Origin of the sequence: uncultured Fretibacterium sp. (genome assembly GCF_963544685.1) — a bacterium.
Classification (GTDB): domain Bacteria; phylum Synergistota; class Synergistia; order Synergistales; family Aminobacteriaceae; genus CAJPSE01.
Window position 1 is genome coordinate 1 of the sequence record NZ_CAUUGJ010000050.1, and the last position, 16367, is coordinate 16367.

The 16367-nt window shown below is 61.9% G+C and carries 14 protein-coding genes; 9 read left to right on the top strand and 5 right to left on the bottom strand.

Annotation, left to right across the window (positions count from 1 at the left end; translation table 11 throughout):
* The 9 genes from whiA to ABLA28_RS06250 form a co-directional block, all read left to right on the top strand.
* Positions 1–678, top strand: a 678-nt coding sequence (gene whiA / locus ABLA28_RS06210) for a DNA-binding protein WhiA (protein ID WP_347712935.1), incomplete at its 5' end; no start/stop codon positions are given.
* Positions 653–1840, top strand: coding sequence for a phosphoglycerate kinase (locus ABLA28_RS06215; RefSeq protein ID WP_347712936.1), 1188 nt, complete (start codon positions 653–655; stop codon positions 1838–1840). The genes whiA and ABLA28_RS06215, both read left to right, overlap by 26 nt.
* 39 nt (positions 1841–1879) lie before the next feature.
* Positions 1880–2659: a triose-phosphate isomerase gene (gene tpiA / locus ABLA28_RS06220; RefSeq protein WP_347712937.1), complete on the top strand. Its 780-nt coding sequence runs from the start codon at positions 1880–1882 to the stop codon at positions 2657–2659.
* Between the two features lie 97 nt (positions 2660–2756).
* Positions 2757–4745, top strand: coding sequence for a hypothetical protein (locus tag ABLA28_RS06225; protein ID WP_347712938.1), 1989 nt, complete (start codon positions 2757–2759; stop codon positions 4743–4745).
* 151 nt (positions 4746–4896) lie between these two features.
* Positions 4897–7485 (top strand): adenosylcobalamin-dependent ribonucleoside-diphosphate reductase, encoded by a 2589-nt coding sequence (locus ABLA28_RS06230; protein WP_347712939.1) that lies wholly within the window; start codon positions 4897–4899, stop codon positions 7483–7485.
* 159 nt (positions 7486–7644) lie between these two features.
* Positions 7645–8700, top strand: coding sequence for a nitronate monooxygenase family protein (locus ABLA28_RS06235; RefSeq protein ID WP_299301825.1), 1056 nt, complete (start codon positions 7645–7647; stop codon positions 8698–8700).
* A gap of 69 nt (positions 8701–8769) precedes the next feature.
* Entirely contained in the window at positions 8770–9543 is a 774-nt protein-coding gene (locus tag ABLA28_RS06240; protein ID WP_347712940.1) for an MBL fold metallo-hydrolase, read from the top strand.
* Between the two features lie 18 nt (positions 9544–9561).
* Positions 9562–10407, top strand: coding sequence for a methyl-accepting chemotaxis protein (locus ABLA28_RS06245; RefSeq protein ID WP_347712941.1), 846 nt, complete (start codon positions 9562–9564; stop codon positions 10405–10407).
* Between the two features lie 43 nt (positions 10408–10450).
* Complete coding sequence (locus tag ABLA28_RS06250) at positions 10451–11266, top strand: hypothetical protein (protein ID WP_347712942.1); 816 nt, start codon at positions 10451–10453, stop codon at positions 11264–11266.
* 119 nt (positions 11267–11385) lie between these two features.
* Here the strand turns inward: ABLA28_RS06250 and ABLA28_RS06255 are convergent, their stop codons facing one another.
* The 5 genes from ABLA28_RS06255 to lon all read right to left on the bottom strand — a co-directional run.
* Positions 11386–12693, bottom strand: coding sequence for an MFS transporter (locus ABLA28_RS06255; RefSeq protein ID WP_347712943.1), 1308 nt, complete (start codon positions 12691–12693; stop codon positions 11386–11388).
* A complete protein-coding gene (locus tag ABLA28_RS06260) occupies positions 12690–13574 on the bottom strand; it encodes an amidohydrolase family protein (protein WP_347712944.1) in 885 nt (294 codons plus the stop codon). The genes ABLA28_RS06255 and ABLA28_RS06260 overlap by 4 nt, the downstream gene beginning before the upstream one ends.
* Before the next feature lie 40 nt (positions 13575–13614).
* Entirely contained in the window at positions 13615–14070 is a 456-nt protein-coding gene (locus tag ABLA28_RS06265; RefSeq protein WP_347712945.1) for a RecX family transcriptional regulator, read from the bottom strand.
* Entirely contained in the window at positions 14067–14678 is a 612-nt protein-coding gene (yihA, locus tag ABLA28_RS06270) for a ribosome biogenesis GTP-binding protein YihA/YsxC (RefSeq protein ID WP_347712946.1), read from the bottom strand. The genes ABLA28_RS06265 and yihA overlap by 4 nt, the downstream gene beginning before the upstream one ends.
* The coding region (gene lon / locus ABLA28_RS06275; RefSeq protein ID WP_347712947.1) for an endopeptidase La at positions 14656–16367 on the bottom strand (1712 nt) is incomplete at its 5' end. The genes yihA and lon, both read right to left, overlap by 23 nt.

Consider the following 16367-nt stretch of genomic DNA (forward strand, 5'->3'; position numbering starts at 1 on the left):
TACGGTGCGGCACTGCTGGAAGCCGCCTCTCCGACCGCTTTGCACTGGTCCTGGCTGCGCGGCCTTTGGGGCGGGTGCGGGGGGCTTTACGTCCCGAGGTCCGGATACTACCTGGTCCTGCGCGTCTCCTCGCCCCCCGCGGCCGCGATCCTGAAGGGGCTCCTGCCGAGGACGCGCATCGCATGGCAAAGGCGCCTGCTCCATGGAACGCACGAGATGATCCTGCGCGATCAGCAGAAGATCGTGACCTTCCTCAGCAAGCTGGGGCTGACGGGGATATCCCTGCGCATGGAGGACATGGCCATCATGCGGTCGATGCGGGACCGGGCCAATCGGATCCGGAACTGCGACACGGCCAATATCAAGAGGACCCTCAAGGTCGCCGAGGAGCAGACGGCGCTGGCCCTCGAAATTCGGGACGCCGGGCTCATCGAGCGGCTTCCCCCGGCCCTGCGCCAGTTGGTCGAGGCCCGCTTGGGAAATCCCGAGGCCTCCCTCGCGGAATTGGGAGAGGGGCTCTCTCCACCGATCACCAAAAGTACGGTAAAATATCGTTGGCAGCGATTGAGCGGTTATGCCGAGACCTTGACGGCAAGGCAGGATGGGATCGAGGCTGAAGGTAAGGAAAAAGGCACGTTGGGAGGGGTCGAAGGTGAAACTGAAAACGTTCGGTCTTGAGGACATAAAGGATAAAAGAGTTCTGATGCGGGTCGATTTCAACGTCCCCTTCAAGAACGGAAGGGTTACCGACGACGCACGAATCCGGGCTCACGAGAGCACCCTGCGCAAGCTCCTGGACGGGGGCGCGAAGGTGGCGCTCGTCTCCCACTTCGGCCGCCCCAAGGGCGCGTTCGATCCTCTCCTGTCCCTGAAGCAGATCGTCCCGGACGTGGAGAGGGCCTATGGGGTCAAGGTCCTGTTCGTCGATGACTGCGTGGGCCCCAAGGTGCAGGCCGCGCTGGACGCCCTGTCCAAGGGGGAGGTCATCCTCCTCGAGAACGTGCGCTTTCACCCCGAGGAGCAGAAGAACGATCCGGCCTTCGCGGCCGAGCTGGCGAAGCCCTTCGATGTCTTCGTCATGGATGCCTTCAGCGCGGCCCATCGGGCCGACGCCTCCACCAGTGGGGTGATCCCCCTGCTCTCGTCCTTTGCGGGCGATCTCCTGGTCCGGGAGGGGAAGATGCTCGGGGCCGTCAGCGAAGCCCCGGAAAAGCCCTTCGTCCTGATTCTGGGCGGGGCCAAGGTATCCGACAAGATCGCCGTCGTCGGGAACCTCTTGGACAAGGTTACGACGATCCTTATCGGCGGGGGCATGGCCTACACGTTTCTGAAGGCTCAGGGGCTCGAGATCGGCCGCTCGCTCTGCGAGACGGATCGACTGGACTTCGCCGGGCGGACCCTCGAGGAGGCCAGGGCCAGGGGAGTCCGGCTGCTCCTTCCGGTGGACAGCGTCGTCGCCGCCGTGCTCGACGCGTCGGAGACGAAGGTCGTCTCGAGCACGGAGATGCCCCCCGACCGGATGGGGCTGGATATCGGCCCCAAGACCATAGAGCTCTTCACCTCGGCCCTCAAGGAGGCCAAGTCGGTCCTCTGGAACGGGCCGATGGGGGTCTTCGAGAATCCCCGATTCGCCGCGGGGACGCGGGCCATGTGCCGGGCGGTCGCGGACTGCACCCGGGCCGGGGCCGTGACGGTGATCGGGGGCGGGGACACCGCTTCCGCGGTTCGCGAGTTCGGATTCGACGACAAGTTTTCCCACGTCTCGACGGGCGGCGGGGCCAGCCTGGAGTACTGCGAGGGGAAGGCGCTTCCCGGAATGGCGCCGTTCGAGATCAAGTGAGAGCGAAAAAGTAAAAGCGAGAAGGAGGTCACGTCCCCGATGAAGAAGATCCGCCTCTACGGAAACTGGAAGATGAACATGACCCGCGCGGAGACGACGGCGTTCATGTCCGAGTTCGCGCGGTCTGCGAAACCTCTGGAGGCCGTCATGGGCCGGGATCTGGAGGTCGCCGTGTTCCCGCCCTTTACCTCGCTTTGGGCCGCGAACGAAGCGATGCGGTCGGTATCCGGCCCCATGCCGCTTCTGGGGGCCCAAAACGTCTATATCGGGGATCACGGGGCCTTTACGGGCGAGGTCTCCATCCCCATGCTGAAGGAATGCGGCTGCACGCACGTCATCATCGGGCACAGCGAACGCCGCCACATCCTGGGCGAGGGGGAACCCCTGATCGCCAAAAAGATGAGGGCCTGTCTCGATGCCGGCCTGATCCCCGTGCTCTGTTACGGGGAGACGCTGGAGGAGAGGGAGGCCGGAAGGGCCTTCCAGGTCATGGAGCGTCAGCTGCGCTCGGCCGTCGAGCCGCTCTCCGCCGACGAGTCCGCCCAGGTCGTCTACGCTTACGAGCCCGTCTGGGCCATTGGGACGGGAAAATCCGCGACCTCCGCCGAAGCGCAGGAGGTCTGCGCCTGGAGCAAGAGGCTGCTTGCGGAGGCGGCCGGAAGGGATATCGGCACGACCGTCCTGTATGGGGGCAGCGTCAAGGGCTCGAACGCGAAGGAGCTGCTTTCGATGGACGCGATCGACGGGGCTCTGGTGGGCGGGGCCTCCCTGAAGGCCGAGTCCTTTTTGGAGATCTATACGGCCTACGCCGGATCATAACGAGAAAAGCCCTTTTGCCGCAGCCTTTAGCGGAAGGAGGTCCTTCCGCTTTCCTGGAAAGGTCATCTACTCAATATTTTAAGGAGGTTTTTCGTTGATGAAAGGGATTCGACGACGAGCGCTTTTAGGTCTGGCCGTTCTGCTGGCGGTCTTCGCGTCCTCGGCATGGGGAGCCGTCCCGGAGGATGCGCTGAGCGCAAAACCCTCAAGTGCGCTTTACTCCGTGTTCCACGTCGATGACTTGGGCAACCTGGCCCGCAGCATCCTCTCCTCCGATAACATAGACCTGTTCGCCCCGCTCCTGGACGAGAATGAGCTGGAGGGGCTCCGCATGGCCGCGGCCATCGTCAGCAAGATGCCCGTGAAGACCACCGCGCTGCTGGCCGGTACGGACGAGAGCCTCACCCCATTCCTCCAGGTGGCCCTCTCCCTGCCAGCGGAGCTCAAGTCTCAGCTGGACCTCGTGGAGAGCGGCAAGGCCAAGCCGGAGGATATCGTATCCCTCGCCCTGGGCGACGGGGCCGTGGCCTTCGGCCCCCTCCTCAATGTCGAGCTCCAGAACGGGGCTCAGGGGCCTTATTTCCTGCTCAACGGCCAGGCAGCCCTGGCTGCCAGAGACGGGCTCCTCCTGGTAGGGCTCTCTCCCGCCGACCTCGAGGCCAGCCTCAAGGCCCTTGCGGACCCGAAGGAGCGCCTCTCCGTGAAACGCCGCCACAAGGCCAGGAACTTCTCGCTGCTGCACCTCGACTTCCCGACCATGCTCAAAGTGGCCAAGGAGCAGAAGGCCAAGGAAAAGGCGGACGGAGAGGGCGGAAAGAAGATCGACGAGGTCGATCTCGACGCCCTGAAAGCGTACTTCAAGGCCCCCCTGGAGATCGAATACGGCATCGACAGGGAGCCCGGAAGCCTGCTGTTCTCCATGGGGGTCAATCTCGAGGAGGCGCTGAGCGACGCCTATCTGAAGCGTTTTGCGAAGATGGAGCCCGTGCCCGGGGGAGAACTCTTCCTGACGGGGGGGGGACGGCCTCTGTTTGCCCTGAGCTCGAAGCTGTCCTTCAAGGGCTCGGATCTCGACGTCTATCCCGAGATAGCCAAGATCTGGAAAGATGGGATCAAGCAGCTGGCCGAATACGGCATCACCGAGTCCGAGGTCGAGAACCTGCTGTCCGGAAGCGTCTCCCTGGTCTGCGGAGGAAGCGCTGCGGTCGCCGGGGCCAAGACGCCCGGGGCCTATCTGGCTCTGACGGGCAGGGAGGGTGCGGCCTCCTCGATCTTCAAGAAGGTCACGGAGAACGCGGAGTTTGCGTCGACGCTGCCGACCGCTCCCGTGGACGTGAAGGACTGGGAGAAGGTCCTGCAGGTCGATCCCAACCTCTTCCCAGCACCCGTCCTTTTGGGGGTGAAGGGGGACACTCTCTTTGTGGGGATACAGGATATAGCCGGCCTCAACGCCGCGCCCGAGGTCTCCGATGCGCTGAAGGCCCTTTTGGAGAAAGGATCCCTCAGCACGTCCTTCTTCGACTTCGGGGCAATTTGGACGACTCTGAACGGCATGCTGAGCGACAAGGATTCCCCCCTCTACGCTCTGGCCGCAAATCTGCCTCAGGCGATTCTGGACTCCGTGAAGGACGTGCTCGGGGCCGAGCTCTCGGTCCCCTTCGTCGGCAGCTGGGCGCCTCGGATGGATGAGGCATTTGTTAATTTCTCCCTCGCCGATGTGCCCGCGGACAAGGGCCTGATGGCCAAGATCGTGAAGGCTGCCGCCGGCTACATGGCCGCCTCCGCCCCCTCGCCCCTGGATCGTCTGATGGAGGCCAGGGCGGTGGCGGAACCCGTGTTCAAGGGCAAGCCCGAGATCGAGGACGCGGAGCTGGAGGGCATGGCCGAGGCACTGAAGGGGAAGGTGACCCTCCGGCAGAAGGACGGTGTCCTCTACATCGGGACCGTGGCGGACGCGAATTCCCGCGAGGAGCTGACCGCCAAGGCCAAGGAGCAGGGCCTGAAGGGGTCGGCGGGCTTGGACATCCTGCCGGGCGAGGAGGACTACGCGGGTCAGGAGATCGTCTGGATGAAGGTTGTCCGCTGACCCTTTTCCGGAAGAACCACAAGAAAGCATAGAACTCGGGAATCACGCTCATCGATTCAGCCCCGATCCGAAGATCGGGGCTTTTGTCTGATCCTTCCCCGGGGGTTGCCCCTTCCTGAACGGAAGGGGCCTGCCAAAGGAGAGTTGAGTTTTGGAGCGTTCGCTTAAAGACCGTTTTGACATGCATATCGTTTCGGAATATCTGGAGACGCCGTCCGTGCCCCGCCTGTCGGAAAACGCGATGTGGCTCCTGGGGCAGCGCTATTTTGTACAGCGCTGGGACGCCTCCGTGGGCGGGCTCAGGAAGGAGGGGAGCTTCGAGGAGTTCACCCGGCGCATAGCCCGAACCATCGCTTCCGCCGAGACCCTCTACCTCGATCCCGAGGTGCCGGGCTCCCTGGACTGGCTTCAGGCTCTGGAGAAGAATATCGCGAGCGACATCCTGAACCGTCGCTTCCTCTTCAATTCACCCTGCCTTTTCAGCTCGGCCGCCGGACTGACGGTCCAGCCCGAATTTGCCGAGCTTCTCTACAAGAGGGTGGACGCGATGTCCTTCGAGGATTACGTCCGCATCCACTCCGCGCGCACCAAGAATCAGCAGCTTTTCGCCTGTTTTGTCATCAACGTTCCCGACAGCATCGAGGGGATCTTCGAGTCGGTCAGGGACGCCAGCGTCATCAGCAAGTTCGGGGGCGGGGTCGGCGGCAACTTCGGACATCTCAGGGAGTTCGGCTCCGAGATCGGCGGGGGGACGGGCGGCAAGGCGTCGGGCCCCGTCTCCTTCATGGAGACCTGGAACACCATGGGGGCCGTCGTCGTGCAGGGCGGAAAACGCCGTGCCGCGCTCATGGGCATGCTCTTCGACGATCATCCGGACATCTACCGTTTTGTGGACTGCAAGACCGAGGACGGGAAGCTCTCGTACTTCAACGTCTCCGTCGCGGTATCGGACAAGCTGATGAAGGAGGCGGCGCGGGACGGGGCCTTCGACCTCCACTCCCGGGCGGACGGACGCGTCGTCAGGACAGTGAGCGCGCGCGAGCTCATGGATCATATCTCCGAGAGCGCCTGGAAGCGCGGGGACCCCGGGGTATTCTTCATCGACAGGGCCCGTCAGGACAACCTTCTGAAGATGGACCCCGATTGGGACATCGAATCCACGAACCCCTGCGGCGAGCAGCCTCTGCCCAACTACACCAGCTGCAACCTCGGATCGATCAACGTCGAGGTCTTCGCGAAGGACGGGGAGTTCGACTGGAGCGGTTTTCGGGATCAGGTCTTCCGCTCGATATACTACCTGGACCTCGTCATCGACGCGTGCAGCTACCCGCTCCCGAAGATAGGGGAGAGGACCCGCAGGATACGGCCCGTGGGGCTGGGAATCATGGGCCTGGCCGACGCCTCGATCCTTCAGGGGATCGTCTACGGCAGCCCGGAGTTCGAGCTGTACTGCAGGGATCTCGGCTGCGCTCTGGCGGCGTCCGCCCTGTCCGCTACGGAGCAGATCGTGTCCGAGGCCGGTAAGGAGCCCTTTCCGGAGCATCCCCTGGTCCACGACCTCTTTGCGGCGTTCAAAAGCGAGGTCGAGGGAGGCGAGGGGCTGTTCAGCGAGGGGACCCTCTTCAGCGACTCCTGGTTCGCGCGCCTCTCCAGGGAGGAATGCGGCCAGCTTCTGTCGCACATGAAAAGATCGGAGCTCGTCCCTCTGACCCTGGTCAACACCTTGTCGGAGCTCGACAACCCTCTGTCAGGGCTGGATTTCGAGGAGATCAAGGCCATCCTCAAGGGCCTCGTGAACGGGCGGCTTCGCAACAGCCGGCGTCTTTCGATTGCGCCGACCGGTTCGATCTCCATGATCCTCGATGCGAGCTCGGGCATTGAACCCAACTTCGCCTGGTCCTGGAACCGCCATATCGCGAAAGTCGACGGGTCGGGAACCGAGCAGAGGGAATTCTGGCACAAGCTGCTCTCCGAGGAGCAGCGCGAGGAGTATCGCACGACGGGAAAGCTGTCGGACAGAAGTTTCGTGACGGCCTACGACATATCGACGGCCCAGCACGTCGGCGTCACGGGGATCTTTGCCCGCATCGTGGACAGCGGCATCAGCAAGACGGTCAACCTTCCGAACTCCGCCGCGGTGGAGGACGTCCGGCGCGTCTACGAGTCCTGCTATGCCCTGGGATGCAAGGGGATAACCATCTATCGCGACGGGTCGCGCTCCTATCAGCCCATCGAGATCAAGAAGGGGGACGACCAGGAGAAGGCTCTCGCCAGCCGAAGCGTCAAGGCGCGCCCCGGCCTGGTCGTGTTCGGCAAGACCATCAAGGAGAGCACTCCATGGGGCAGCATCTACATCACCCTGAATTTCGACGGCAGCGATCCCTTCGAGATCTTCATCAACGTCGGCAAGAGCGGATCCGAGCTCAAGGCCATGACGGAGGCCCTCTCCCGGGTCATCTCCATCGGCCTTCGCTCCGGAAGCAAGCTGGAGGACTTCATCGATACCCTGAAGGGCCTTTCAGGGAAGGAATATTGGATGTTCGAATTCGACGACCAGCGCGTGGCGCGCTCCATTCCGGACGCCATAGCGCTGTTGCTGGAGAAGCTCGTCGAGAGGGGCGAGACGTCCCGCGGCGGACCGCGCGAGGGCGGCGCCATCTGTCCGGAGTGCGATTCCCCCATGGAGATGATATCGGGTTGCGCCTACTGTTTCAGCTGCGGATACAGCCCCTGTAAATAGGATAGGGGCCGCCGCAGAAAGCGGAAGCAGGAGGGGAGGGCACCCCGGAGGGCATGAACGATGATTCATGCTATACTAAGTTCTCTTGTCTCGTTCTTGAGGGACCGATACGATTAAGGAGTGGTTTGAAAGGTGAGCGCGGGAGCACCGATTCTAAAGATAGGGAAACATCAGGCGCGATATCCTCTGATTCAGGGGGGTATGGGCGTAGGTATCTCGGGAGCCAACCTTGCAGGCCACGTGTCCCGGTGCGGTGCCATAGGGACGATTGCGAGTGTGGGACTTTGCCATGACTCGCCTCATTTCAGCATAAAGAAACACAATTACTTCGAGGCCAACGCCATCGTCATCAAGGAGGTGCTGGCCCAGGCCCGCGCCATCGCGGGGGAGGGCGGGGTGCTGGCCGTCAACTGCATGGTGGCGCTGACCGACTATGACACCCAGGTGCGCGCGTCCGCGGAGGGCGGGGCGGACATCATCATATCCGGCGCCGGACTGCCCCTCCGGCTTCCCGAGTACACGAAGGACTTTCCGGATGTGGCCCTGGTCCCCATCGTCAGCTCCGCCAAGGCCGCCAGCCTGATCACCAGACGCTGGGAGAAGCAGTACGGACGCCGGCCCGACGCCTTCGTGGTCGAGGAGCCCGCGACCGCCGGAGGGCATTTGGGCGCCATGACCATGGAGCAGGTCTATGACCCCGCCCTCTCCCTGGCCACGGCCGTCCCCGGCGTGGTCCGTTTCGTCTCCGAGGAGATGCAGGCCGACATCCCCGTCATCGCGGCCGGGGGGATCTGGGACCGCTCCGACGTCCTGAGGGCCTTCGAGCTCGGCGCCAGGGGCGTTCAAATGGGCACCCGATTCGCCTGTACCGAGGAAGGGGATGCCTCGGACCGCTTCAAGCAGGCCTACATCGACGCGACGGAGGATGACGTCGTTCTGATCCACAGCCCCGCGGGACTCCCTGGACGGGCCATCCGCAATCCCTTCGTCGCCCGGTACCTGGAGGGGAACGTGACCAGCAGCCCCTGTTTCGCCAACTGTCTCACCCATTGTCGTTACCGCAAGACCCGCGAGACCTTCTGCATTGCCGCGGCCCTGGTCGAGGCGTTCAAGGGAAATTGGGAGGAGGGGCTTTTTTTCTGCGGCAGCAATGTCAGCAAGGTCAAGAAGATAGAAAAGGTCTCGGAGGTCATCTCCGAGCTCTTCCCGGAGTGACGGGGCCCGTGCGGAGGCGAAGGAAGGCCGTGTCGAGGACGGCCATGCGCAGGATGGAGGCAGATTGAAATGCAGCAGCTGGAGTCGTTTCCTCTTTTCGAGCAAAAGGATCACCGCTTCATCATGCTGGGGTGGGAGGAGAAGGAGGACGGCATGGCCGTCCAGACCAACCAGTACGTCATAACCTCCGGAAGGGAAATCGTGCTTCTCGACCCGGGGGGGGCCCATGTATTTCCCCGGGTTCTGGCGAACGTCGCCGAGCTCGTGGACCTGAAGGCCATCAGCCATATCTTTTATTCCCATCAGGATCCCGACGTATCCTCGGGCATCACCCTGTGGCTCTCCATGGCGGAGAGGGCCATGGTGCACATCTCGGAGCTGTGGGTGCGCTTTCTCCCGCACTTCGGGATCTACGACGGGCGTCGCATCGTCTCCATTCCCGATGGAGGAAAGTCCCTGACCCTGTCGGGAGGGGCGCGGCTGATGATGGTTCCCTCGCATTTCCTCCATTCCACAGGGTGCTTTTCGCTTTACGACTCGCGCTCCAAGATCCTCTTCACGGGGGATATCGGCGCGGCGCTCTTTCCCGAAGGCAAGCGCTATCCCGTCGTGACGGACTTCGAGGCCCATCTGCCGCTCATGGAGGGGTTTCACAAGCGCTATATGGCCTCCAACGCAGCGTGCCGCAACTGGGTGCACCGCGTGTCCGCCCTGGACGTCGAGACGATCGCCCCCCAGCATGGAGCCGTAATCCAAGGCCGGGAGAACGTCGGAAAGTTCCTCTCCTGGTTCGAGGGGCTTCGGTGCGGGACGGATATCCTCGACCGGATTTGCGGACGCTGAGGCGAAAGGAGACCTTTCATGACGGAGCAAAAAAGCCTGGGGTTGATACACACTCTCTCGGGGGCGTATTTCGCGGGCGTCCAGATGGACTCCTTCATGTCCCAGCTGGATGAGGTGCTCGTCTCCCGGGTCCTCAAGGTGGAGGATCGAGTTCGGGACACCTCCAACCGGTTTACCCACCTCTATGACGTTTTGCAGGTTTTGAGGGAGGACTTCGCGTCCGGGAGCCGGGATGCGAAACAGGGCGTCGAGGCCATCAACACGATCAATGCAAACCTGATGGCCGAGATGGCTAAATCGGGTACAAGCCTGGAGGGCATGAGCGAGACCGTCTCCAACACGCTGAACGCGACCATCAAGACCCTGGAACTGTTCCTCGAGATCGGCAAGATCTCCCACAATATTCAGCGCATCGCCAAGCAGACGCATCTTCTGGCGCTCAACGCTTCTATAGAGGCGGCCAGGGCAGGGGAGCACGGCAGGGGATTTGCGGTCGTGGCCCACAACGTTCAGGAGCTGGCCGCGGAGACCAGGACGGCGTCGGAGTCCATCGACGCCAAGGTCGGCGAGATATCCGGGGCCGTCCAGGGAACGATGGAGAATATGCGCAGCATCAACGAGCTGTTTGAGACCATTCAGCGGACGTTATCCTCCTTCTCGGACTGCCTCACCAACAACAGGACGACGATGGAATCCATGGAGTCGATGATTCAGGACGCCGGAGAGAAACTGAACCGGACATCGGCCGAGATGGAGGGAGCCATCGAGACCATGCACGAGACATCGAGCAAGGTCGGAGCCATGGCCTCGACGATCTCCGCCATTGTCCAGGCGCAGCAGAACCTGAAAAAGATACGGCTGTGAGTTCAATTTAGCGCTGAAATGCAGGGAGACGCTAAAGATATCCATGATATCCATAATAAGCGTGAGACATTTGTCAAAATATCCATCTCTTAAAGGCAAGGTTGAATTCTCTTTCTTGTGTCTCTGGGTAGTGACTCCTTTTGTTTACTTGATGTTTAGACGGATAAAGCCCTGCCCTTGGAGTATGAGATTCCTTTTTGCTTGTCTTGTTGTTGTCGTGCTTTATTCCTTGGTAGAAGTTGTTTTCTTTAACAGGCTCTTTTGGGGAAGACTGTGTTTTGGGGTGTTTTCCCTAGGAGGGCTTTTTTTTGTCATTGGATTCGTTAAAAATTATCTTGCACATGACATTACATTCGTGGATGTTTCTCTTGGGATGAGTATCCTCATGAGAACACTTCTTGGCATGGCCGTCATTTATCGCACATGTCTTGGGTTGGAGCAGAAAAGAGGGGTGAAAGGAATTCTCTGGCCTAGAAAGATATTTGAACATGAGATCGAGTTTTTATTTTTGGCTTTGCACATGCTTTTCTGGATCATATGGTTCTTTAACCTCTTTGAGGTTATCAGGGGTATCTTATATGTGTCTTTAGGGGTTGTTTTTTTCCTCCTACTGCAGGTAGTTTTCCTTCATAGTCTTTTCTGGGCCAAGGTAGCGTTTGTTCTGTCTGAAATAAAATTGTGCGGCTTCATTCTTATCGCGATTTTGCTGTCATTTGGCGGTTGGTTTATTCAAGCGTGGGAAGGCAGCTCCATAGATTTTTTACCATTGTTTGCAGGAATGTTTCTTTTGGGGGAAGAAGTTGTTTTCCTTTTGGTTGTTGAAGGTACTTGTCTTAGAATTGAAGGAAAATGGAACTAAGGCTTTTCATTCATTTACACTGCCCGACTGCAACATAAGATACATTATAGGACATTGATATAAATTCAAAAGCCAACACGAAAACCAATGGAAAATCATGCGCTGTCGTTTTTCAAAAGTCAGATGTTTTGAGCTTCAAGGCTTTTGGATTTCCCCTCAGAAATCGCACTCTCGCTTTCCTCTTCTTTATCCCCGTAGAGGGCCCGGATATTTCGGTCCAGGGCCTTGACGAAGCACCGAAAGACGGTCGCCGTCAGGAAACACCCGGCCCCCTGGAAAAGGATGGACCAAGTCACACCGACACGGCTCATGATCGCCCCCGCGGCGAGGCTGCCCAAGGGGGCGAAACCGGAGAAGGCCATGACGTATAGGCTCATGACCCGCCCCCGCATGTCGTCGGAGATGAAGGTCTGGAGCATCGTGTTGCAGCCCGTCGTCGAGTAGACCAGTCCCCCGCCGACCAGTGCGGACATCGGCAGCAGAATCCAGCGGTTCCGCGCCAGAGCCATGGACAGGAGCCCCGTCCCCATGACGATGAGGGCCCAGAACATCCTGGCGGGAAATCCGCGGATGCTCGGGGCCGAGGCGATACGCATCGTGGACGAGAGCGCACCCAGCCCCACGCAGCCCAGAATCAGCCCGAAGAGCGAGGCATCCTCCCTCAGGACCAGTTTCACGAGGGCGGAAAACGTGACGTAGATGGGCATCCCCAGAAAGCTTACGGCACACATCAGAAGAAGGACGACCCCGAGGTGGCGGTTCTCCCCAATGTAGACGAGCCCCTCCCGGACGGATTGCCCCACGCCTGCCCGAGGTGTTTCCGGAGGGGCCTGAGGCGGCAGCCGCATGATGAAGAGCGCGTAGATGGGGGCCAGAAAGGCCAGGCCGGTCAACAGGAAGCAATAGCCCTCCCCTACGGCCGCCACGATGAAGCCGGCGACGCTGGGACCGATGACGCGCGACAGATTGAACACGGCCGAGTTCAAGGCGATCGCATTGGACAGGAAGTCGGGCCGATCGACCATCTCGCTGATGCATGCCTGCCTCGCGGGCATGTCGAAGGCGTTGATGGAGCCCAACAGGATGCTGACCATGAGGATAACCGGATAGCTCGCCCGTTGGGACAGGGTCAGGCTCCCCATGAGCAGGGCGATGAGGAGGAGCATGAACTGCGTCACCTGGATCAGGTGCTTCTTGTCGACGCGATCGATCAGGGCCCCTGAGAAAAGGCCCAGGACGAGGACCGGGATCTGACTCGCAAAGTCGTTGGAGCTGGACAGAAAGGGAGAGTCCGTCAGCGACAGCACCAGCCAGACCGTCGCCATGCGCTGCATCCAGATGCCGGTCATGGACACGACCTGACTGGTCATGAACAGCCTGAAGTTGCGGGACTGAAGAGAACGGAACGTCTCCCTGGAAAACGTCATCGGTACGGGGAACCTCCAAGCGGCCCTCTGCCGGGAGAAGAGAGGGAGGAGAGAAAGTCCAGGGCGTTGAGACGCGCGATCCGCTCCGCGGCCTCCTCCCCTATCCCGGAGTCGGCGAACATCCTCTCGTACCGGGACGAGTCCAGGATGGGGAAATCCGTACCCATCAGAAACTTATGGGCCAACCCCGCCTCCACTATCGTTCGCAGGACGGCAGGCTCATAGAGCCAGGGCAGCGCAGCCAGATCGTAACGGGCATGGGTCAGGTAAAGGCGCATCTCGGGCATCAGTTCGTACAGCCACAGCCCTCCGCCCAGATGCGCGAAGACCGTCCGGACCTCCGGGTGATGCCTGCAAAAGGCAGCCGCCTCCCTGGGCCCGACGTTTCCCTTGCCCGCGTATTCATGCCCGACGGGCTCCGCCGTGTGCCACAGCACGAACAGGCCGGCCTCGTGCAGGACGCCGGCCAGGCGCCAGGTCTGTTCCTGGTCGGAGATATCGATGTTCTGCCCCTCCGGAAACAGCTCCCCGACCCCAACCAGGCCGGCATCGGCGCAGCGCAGGATCTCCTCGGAGGCCCCCCTTGCCAGAGGGGGAACGAGGCAGAGGCCGCTCAGTCTGTCGGGATGCTTCCTCACACCCTCGATGATGTAGTCGTTGCACAGCTTACAGAGCCCCAGGTCCCGAAAGGCGAAGCCGCCCACGACGGCACGCTCGACGTCGTCGCGTTCCATACGGTCCAGCAGGTCCTCGAGCGTGGCCCACCGGTGCACCCGGTTATGGGTCAGGGCGTTGAAATAGGGCTCGCGCAGGGACAGGGACTCCGCATCCCGGATGACCTCCGGAGGATACACGTGAATGTGGAAATCGACGGTCTTCATTCGAACGGCCTCCCCTCTGCGCACTCCTGAATCGTCGGCCTCACCAGGGGACCTCATCCTTCCCCTCGATGACGGAGCGAATGGTCCTGCCGGAAAATCCCCTGCGCCGGAGTCTGGCGACGATCCGTCCCGTCTCCATCCCCCCGGCCAGCCAACCCGCTGCGAGGGCCTGGGCCTGCGCCACCTCGTCCCGGCCCTCCAGGGCGGAGACGATGTCCCGGTGGGCTATCCCTCTCCGCGAGAGCTCGCGGACGATCCGGTCGTCCCCCCAGCTTTCGTGCCCCTCCACGAAAAGGCAGGCGTAGAACGCGTCGTCGAGGAGGCGCATCCCGCGAAATTCAGCAATCAGGGCCTGAGTCTCCTCGGGCGTGGCCCCCTGCCCGGCAAGACGATCCCTGACCTCCCGCTCCGGACGGGGCGCACGGGAGAGGAGCCGAAAAAAACGGAGCCGATGCTCCTCCAACGAGAGCTCCTTTTTTCCCCGCAGCCTCGTCATCGGAGGCCGTCGCCCTCCGTCCCCGCACCGCCCAGGAAGCGACCGATGAAGTTTCTCAGGTCCTCGATCCCCGATCGGTTCTCCCCCGAGGTGATAACGGGGACGTCGACGGATATCAGGCCGCCCCGCACGTACTCCTGCAGGAGGGCCCGATGCCGGCCTCTGGATATCTTGTCCGCCTTGGTGAAGACCACCAGCATCGTCCTGCCGCACTCGTTCAGCCACTCCTGGAGGGCCCGGTCATTCCCCAGGAGGCCATGCCGGAAATCCACGAGATGGCAGACGAGACGCAGCGTTCTCCTCCGTTCGACGTAGGCTGCGACCAACCGGGACCATTCGTTTCGCTCCGTCTTGCTCCGGGACGCGTAGCCGTATCCCGGAAGGTCGACCAGACGAAACGGCGCCGAGGCCTGCACGGAGTAGAAGTTGATGCTGCGGGTCTTCCCCGGCGTCGCCCCCACGTGGGCGAGCCTCGTCCCCAGCAGCGCGTTGATCAGCGTCGACTTCCCGACGTTCGAGCGGCCCGCGACGGCGACCTCCGGCGTCCCCTCCGGCGGAAGCTGAGGGATGGAGAAACAGGTCGCCTCAAGAGACGCCTTCCAGAGCATCGGTTTTCTCCATTTCGGTTTTACCCGGCTTCTCCAACCCCTTTTCGAGGACCGTCAGGACCTCCTCGGCATAGTCGAAGCGCATTCCATCGGTATATTCCTCGGGGATCTCCTCGACGTCCACACGATTGGCCGCGGGCAGAACAATGTGCAGAACCCCATGGCGCCGGGCGGCGAGGATCTTCTCCCGAATGCCCCCGACGGGAAGGACCTTGCCCCTCAGGGATATCTCGCCCGTCATGGCGATGCCCGGGCGGACGCGGCGGCCGCTGACCGCCGACAGGATCGCCGTGGCCATCGTGATTCCGGCCGAGGGCCCGTCCTTCGGAACGGCCCCCTCGGGGACGTGGATATGGATGTCCACGCTCTTCCAGTCGAACTCCCCTATCCCGAGGGCCTCGCTCTTGGACCGCAGGTAGCTCACGGCCGCCCGGGCGGACTCCTGCATCACGTCGCCGAGGTTTCCGGTGAGGACCAGCTCCCCCTTTCCCCTCATCGTCACGGCCTCGATGAGCAGGACGTCGCCGCCCGCCTCCGTCCAGGCCAGACCGACGACGTTCCCCCTCTCGGAGGTCTTCGGGACGGAAAGGTCGTAGAGCTTTGGGGGGCCCAGGTAGTCCTTGAGGTCCCCTACCCTGACCCCCACCGGAAGGGCGAGGGGCTCGGACTTGTCTTTGGCCTCGACGAGACGGCGCGTAATCTTGCGCGCCACCGTCGACAGGGCACGGTCCAGCCCGCGGACGCCGGCCTCGCGCGTGTAGGAGGCGATCACCTTTTTGACCACGGGAACCGGGATCTTCACCTCGGACCGCTTCAGGCCATGCTCCTTCAAGATCCTCGGAACGAGGTAGCGCATCGCGATCTGCAGCTTCTCCTCGGCGAGGTATCCCGGAAGGGGGATCACCTCCATGCGATCCAGAAGAGGCCTGGGAATCGTATGGGTGACGTTGGCCGTGGTGATGAAGAGCACCTCGCTCAGGTCGAAGGGGACCTCGAGGTAGTGGTCGGTGAAGGTGCTGTTCTGCTGCGGGTCCAGGACCTCCAGCAACGCGGAGGCCGGGTCGCCCCGGAAATCGTTCCCCAGCTTGTCGATCTCGTCCAGCAGGACGACGGGATTGCAGCTGCCCGCCCTCGCCAGCTTCTGGATGATCCGGCCCGGGAGGGAGCCTATATAGGTTCGGCGGTGTCCGCGGATCTCGGCCTCGTCCCGGACGCCCCCCAGGGAGACGTTGACGAAGCGCCGGTTCAGGGAATCCGCGATGGAGCGCCCCAAAGAGGTCTTCCCCACCCCAGGAGGGCCGACGAAGCAGATGATCTGCCCCTTCATGTCCGTCCCGGCGCGCCGCCGGACGGCCAGGAACTCCAGGACGCGGTCCTTCACCTTGCGCATGCCGTAATGGTCCCGGTCCAGGATTTTCTCCGCCCTGGCGATGTTCTCGTTCTCCTCGGTCCTTATGCCCCACGGCATGTCCAGGAGCCAGTCCAGATAGCTGCGGACCACGGCGGCCTCCGGCGAGATCGGAGACATCCTGGAGAGCCGGGCGATCTCCCGCTTCGCCTTGTCCCGCGCCTCGTCGCTCATCAGGGAGGCGTCCACCCTCTCCGCGTAGCGAAGCTCCTCCTCCCCCTCCTGTTCCTGGCCGAGCTCGTTCTGAATGATGCGCAGCTGTTCCCGCAGGTAGTATTCCT

Bases quoted from the DNA above. Each gene is read 5' to 3' on its own strand.
- tpiA (WP_347712937.1), top strand. From the start codon at position 1,880: ATGAAGAAGATCCGCCTCTACGGAAACTGGAAGATGAACATGACCCGC.
- ABLA28_RS06225 (WP_347712938.1), top strand. From the start codon at position 2,757: ATGAAAGGGATTCGACGACGAGCGCTTTTAGGTCTGGCCGTTCTGCTG.
- ABLA28_RS06240 (WP_347712940.1), top strand. From the start codon at position 8,770: ATGCAGCAGCTGGAGTCGTTTCCTCTTTTCGAGCAAAAGGATCACCGC.
- ABLA28_RS06245 (WP_347712941.1), top strand. From the start codon at position 9,562: ATGACGGAGCAAAAAAGCCTGGGGTTGATACACACTCTCTCGGGGGCG.
- ABLA28_RS06250 (WP_347712942.1), top strand. From the start codon at position 10,451: ATGATATCCATAATAAGCGTGAGACATTTGTCAAAATATCCATCTCTT.
- ABLA28_RS06255 (WP_347712943.1), bottom strand. From the start codon at position 12,693: ATGACGTTTTCCAGGGAGACGTTCCGTTCTCTTCAGTCCCGCAACTTC.
- ABLA28_RS06260 (WP_347712944.1), bottom strand. From the start codon at position 13,574: ATGAAGACCGTCGATTTCCACATTCACGTGTATCCTCCGGAGGTCATC.
- ABLA28_RS06265 (WP_347712945.1), bottom strand. From the start codon at position 14,070: ATGACGAGGCTGCGGGGAAAAAAGGAGCTCTCGTTGGAGGAGCATCGG.
- yihA (WP_347712946.1), bottom strand. From the start codon at position 14,678: ATGCTCTGGAAGGCGTCTCTTGAGGCGACCTGTTTCTCCATCCCTCAG.